Annotated in this window: 6 protein-coding genes; 3 read left to right on the top strand and 3 right to left on the bottom strand. The window is 71.8% G+C overall.

What is annotated here, in order from left to right:
• The 3 genes from KBX53_RS27075 to KBX53_RS27065 all read right to left on the bottom strand — a co-directional run.
• Positions 1-277, bottom strand: a 277-nt coding sequence (locus KBX53_RS27075) for a hypothetical protein (protein ID WP_210862358.1), incomplete at its 3' end; no start/stop codon positions are given.
• 157 nt (positions 278-434) lie between these two features.
• A complete protein-coding gene (locus KBX53_RS27070) occupies positions 435-809 on the bottom strand; it encodes an MmcQ/YjbR family DNA-binding protein (protein WP_210862356.1) in 375 nt (124 codons plus the stop codon).
• A gap of 40 nt (positions 810-849) precedes the next feature.
• On the bottom strand, positions 850-1,545 hold the full coding sequence (locus KBX53_RS27065) for a thioredoxin family protein (protein ID WP_051708541.1): 696 nt from the start codon (positions 1,543-1,545) through the stop codon (positions 850-852).
• A 167-nt stretch (positions 1,546-1,712) separates the two neighbouring features.
• Between KBX53_RS27065 and KBX53_RS27060 the strand changes: the two genes are divergently transcribed.
• Genes KBX53_RS27060 through KBX53_RS27050 form a run of 3 tightly spaced genes read left to right on the top strand, consistent with a single transcriptional unit; the run spans position 1,713 to position 2,938 of the window.
• A complete protein-coding gene (locus tag KBX53_RS27060; protein WP_210862353.1) occupies positions 1,713-2,015 on the top strand; it encodes a GNAT family N-acetyltransferase in 303 nt (100 codons plus the stop codon).
• A gap of 32 nt (positions 2,016-2,047) precedes the next feature.
• Positions 2,048-2,185 (top strand): SDR family oxidoreductase, encoded by a 138-nt coding sequence (locus KBX53_RS27055; protein ID WP_210862352.1) that lies wholly within the window; start codon positions 2,048-2,050, stop codon positions 2,183-2,185.
• A 36-nt stretch (positions 2,186-2,221) separates the two neighbouring features.
• Entirely contained in the window at positions 2,222-2,938 is a 717-nt protein-coding gene (locus tag KBX53_RS27050; protein WP_210862351.1) for an isocitrate lyase/phosphoenolpyruvate mutase family protein, read from the top strand.
• The last annotated feature ends 375 nt before the right edge of the window (positions 2,939-3,313 follow it).

The raw sequence follows: 3,313 nt of genomic DNA, 5'->3' as shown, positions 1-3,313 counted from the left end.
AGGAACAGTCGGTGCGCTTCCACAGCAGCGAGGACCACCAGTCGTTGGTGGGTATCGGCCCGGACGGCGCGTTGGCGGTGGCGAACTGCCGGGGGTTGCTGGACATCGCCCCGCAGCCACTGGGGAGCGCGCCGACCGGGGTGGTGGTGTAGCTGCCGGCGCCGACGGGCGCGGCTTCGGCCGCGTCGGTGACCGGGATGGCGAGGCCGCCGACGGCCAGGGCCAGCGCGGTGGCGGCGGCCAGGGCCCACCGGCGGTGGGGGACGGGAGGTTTCATCGTGCCTCCATCGCGCGCGCCGGTTGCGGCCCTCGCCGAGTCCAGCGCGTTGCGTCTGAATTGGGGGAAAGGTGAGGTGAGAGAGCGCTCTCTCAGTCACGGTAGTGGAGCACTGAGATCCACGTCAATGTGTCGAACGCGTTGCGTGCTGATGTCGCTATTTGCCGGCGCCCGCGGTGTCGCCCAGTAACGAGTCCGGCACGCGCATCCGCCACGCGTCCGTCACCAACTCGGTCAACCGGTCGACGTCGACCGCCGCCAGACGCAGCAACACCAGGGGCAGACCGTCGTAGCCGGGCGTGGTGAAGAAGACCTCGGGCTCCCCGAGCAGGAGCGCCTGTTTCTCGGCCTCGTCACCCACGAACAGCACCGCGATGTCGAGCCGGATCACCCGTGGCTTCCCCGGTCTGCGCTCCGGATAGGACCAGACGAAGCCCTTGTCGGCCACCCGGAAGTCGAAACCGTCGCTGGCGATCTCCACAGTGTGCGGCAGGGCCAGCGCCACCCGGCGTACGTCGTCAGCGTCAGCCACCGGACCCCCTCGCACCGCCCATCATCCGCACGTGCCGAGATTACTCGGTGGGCAGCGCGACGGCCGTCGCCCCGACGATGGCCCGTTCGCCGCTCTCCTGGACATAGCCGACCACGCTGGCGTCGCGCGGATCGAGATCGGGCGGTGTCGCCAGCTCCACCTGCCCCCGCTCGGCGTCCAGGACCACCGACCTGAAGGCGCGGACGACGTTGTCCTGCCGCAGCGTCCGCCCGGCGTTCTCGCCCCGGGCGATGTCGCTGTCCAGGCCCCGCTGCACCACCGCCACGTTCAACACCGCGCCCGCCGGCGGCCGTTCGGTGCGGTAGTCCACCAGCACCCGGTCTCCGCCGAAGCCGGCGACGGAGAGCGTCAGCGCGGTGGTGGCCCTCGAGGACATGGCGGACATGATCGTGCTGGCCGCCCGGCGACGGTCCGAACCGACGAACTCGACGCTGCCGTTGACGACCATCTGCGGGGTGTAGAGACCCCTGGTGCCGAACGCCCGGGCGTAGGCCTCCTGGCGCGCGGTGTACGCCGGGTCCGCGAACTGGTCGGGCCACCCCAGGTTGTCCCAGTAGTCGACGTGGAACCCGAGGGCGAAGACGTTCTGTCCATGCGCCCGGGCGTCGCGTTCGATCTCGCTCAGCAACTCCTCGGCCGGAGGGCAACTGTTGCAGCCCTGGGACGTGAACATCTCGACGACGGCGAAGCCGCCGTCCGTCGACGCGTTCGTCATGGTGGCGTGTCTCCTCCCACGGTGCTCCCGGCGGGCGTCGTGTCCCCGTTTCGGGGTGCTCCCGGCGGGCGTCGTGTTCCCGTTTCGGGCGCGACGATGCGCGTGACGTCGCCCTTCGCTGCCGGCCTCGCGGCGGGGGCCGTCGGCGCGGGTGGTTGGATGGCACTGTGCAGTTCACCGTGACAGACGCGCCGACGCGGGAGCGTTTCGAGGCGCGCGACGAGGCGGGCGCGGTCGCCGGGTTCGTCACCTACCAGCTGACCGGCTCGATCATCGCCTACACCCACACCGAGGCCGATCCGGCGTACGAGGGCAGGGGCGTCGGGTCGACGCTGGCGCGGGCGGTGCTGGACGACGCGCGGAGCAAGGGCCGGACCGTTGTGCCGATCTGTCCGTTCCTCGCCGACTGGCTGGTCAAGCACCCGGAGTACGAGGACATCGTGGTCCGCACCACCCGCAAGATCAAATAGAACGCGCGCAGCGCGTGCCGCCGGACCCGGAGATGCTCACGGGCCTGGTGTCCAGCCTCGCGATCCAACGGGTCAGCGGTCCCGCCGAGGCCATCGCGTTCCTGGCCAGCCCCGCGGCCTCGTACATCACCGGCGCCGTGCTTGACTCCAACGGCGGATACACCGCCTGAGCCCGCCCCTTCGCAGCCCCGCCGGGAGACCGAACGATGACCACCGCCACCTTCCGTGCCCTGCACCACGACCGTGCCGCCGGTGACCCGCTCGTCCTGCCAGGCCCCTGGGACGCGGCCAGTGCCCGGGTACTCGCCGACGCCGGTTACCCGGCGCTCGCGACCCCGAGCGCGGGCGTCGCCGCGTCGCTCGGCTACGAGGACGGCGCGACCCCGCCGGACGAGATGTTCGCGGCGGTCGCGCGCATCGTCCGCGCCGTCTCCGTCCCCGTGTCCGCCGACGTCGAGGGTGGTTACGGCCTGGCCCCTCGTGAGTTGGTCGGGCGACTGGTGGAGGCCGGTGCCGTCGGCTGCAACCTGGAGGACTCGGACGGGCACGGCACCCTGAAGGATCCGCGGCGGCACGCGGACTGGCTGGCCGAGGTGCGTGCGGAGGCGGGGGAGGAGCTCTTCATCAACGCGCGCGTCGACACGTTCCTGGTCGGGACGGGTGACCCCGTCGAGGCGATGGAACGCGCCCGCCTCTACGTGGCGGCCGGAGCCGACTGCGTCTACCCGATCCTGGCGCCGCCGCAGCTGCTCCCGCAGCTGCGGGACGGCATCTCCGGGCCGATCAACATGGTCGCCGGCCCGGACCGGGAGTCGGTGGCCGAGCTGGGCCGGCAGGGCGCGACCCGCATCACCTTCGGCCCGGCAATGCAGCGGTACGCGATGGCGTCGATCGGCGACCTCGCCGCCGAGCTGCGGGCCTGAGGCTCGACGCCACCCGCGCTCCGCCGGTCCGGCCCAGCCCGCCACCGCTCCGGCGCGGCTGCGCGACTCCTCACGCGCGGCCGTTCACGCGGCCGCTGCCGTTCGCAAGATCACGCAACATCCTGGATGTAGTCGCATCCGCCCGCGCCCGACACCCCTACATCCAGGATCGAGCACGATCTTGGGGTGGGCGACGTCGGTTGCCGGGGTCGGGCGGTTGGCGCGGTTTCCGCAATGCCGAGTCGATCACCGGTGCGGCCGGCGTCGGAGGGTGGTTCGGCAGCTACGGCCGAGCCCCCGGCGCGCCGTCCTGGTGGACGGCTACCGGGGGCTCGAATGCAGACGATCAGGCCTGGTTGCCGTTCGGCAGCACAG

It is taken from the genome of Micromonospora sp. M51 (genome assembly GCF_018070305.1).
Lineage (GTDB): Bacteria > Actinomycetota > Actinomycetes > Mycobacteriales > Micromonosporaceae > Micromonospora > Micromonospora parva.
This window is presented reverse-complemented; position numbering and strand designations above follow the sequence as displayed.

Excerpts from the sequence above, each read along its gene's own strand:
- KBX53_RS27065 (WP_051708541.1), bottom strand. The coding sequence starts at position 1,545 with ATGACGAACGCGTCGACGGACGGCGGCTTCGCCGTCGTCGAGATGTTC.
- KBX53_RS27050 (WP_210862351.1), top strand. The coding sequence starts at position 2,222 with ATGACCACCGCCACCTTCCGTGCCCTGCACCACGACCGTGCCGCCGGT.
- KBX53_RS27055 (WP_210862352.1), top strand. The coding sequence starts at position 2,048 with ATGCTCACGGGCCTGGTGTCCAGCCTCGCGATCCAACGGGTCAGCGGT.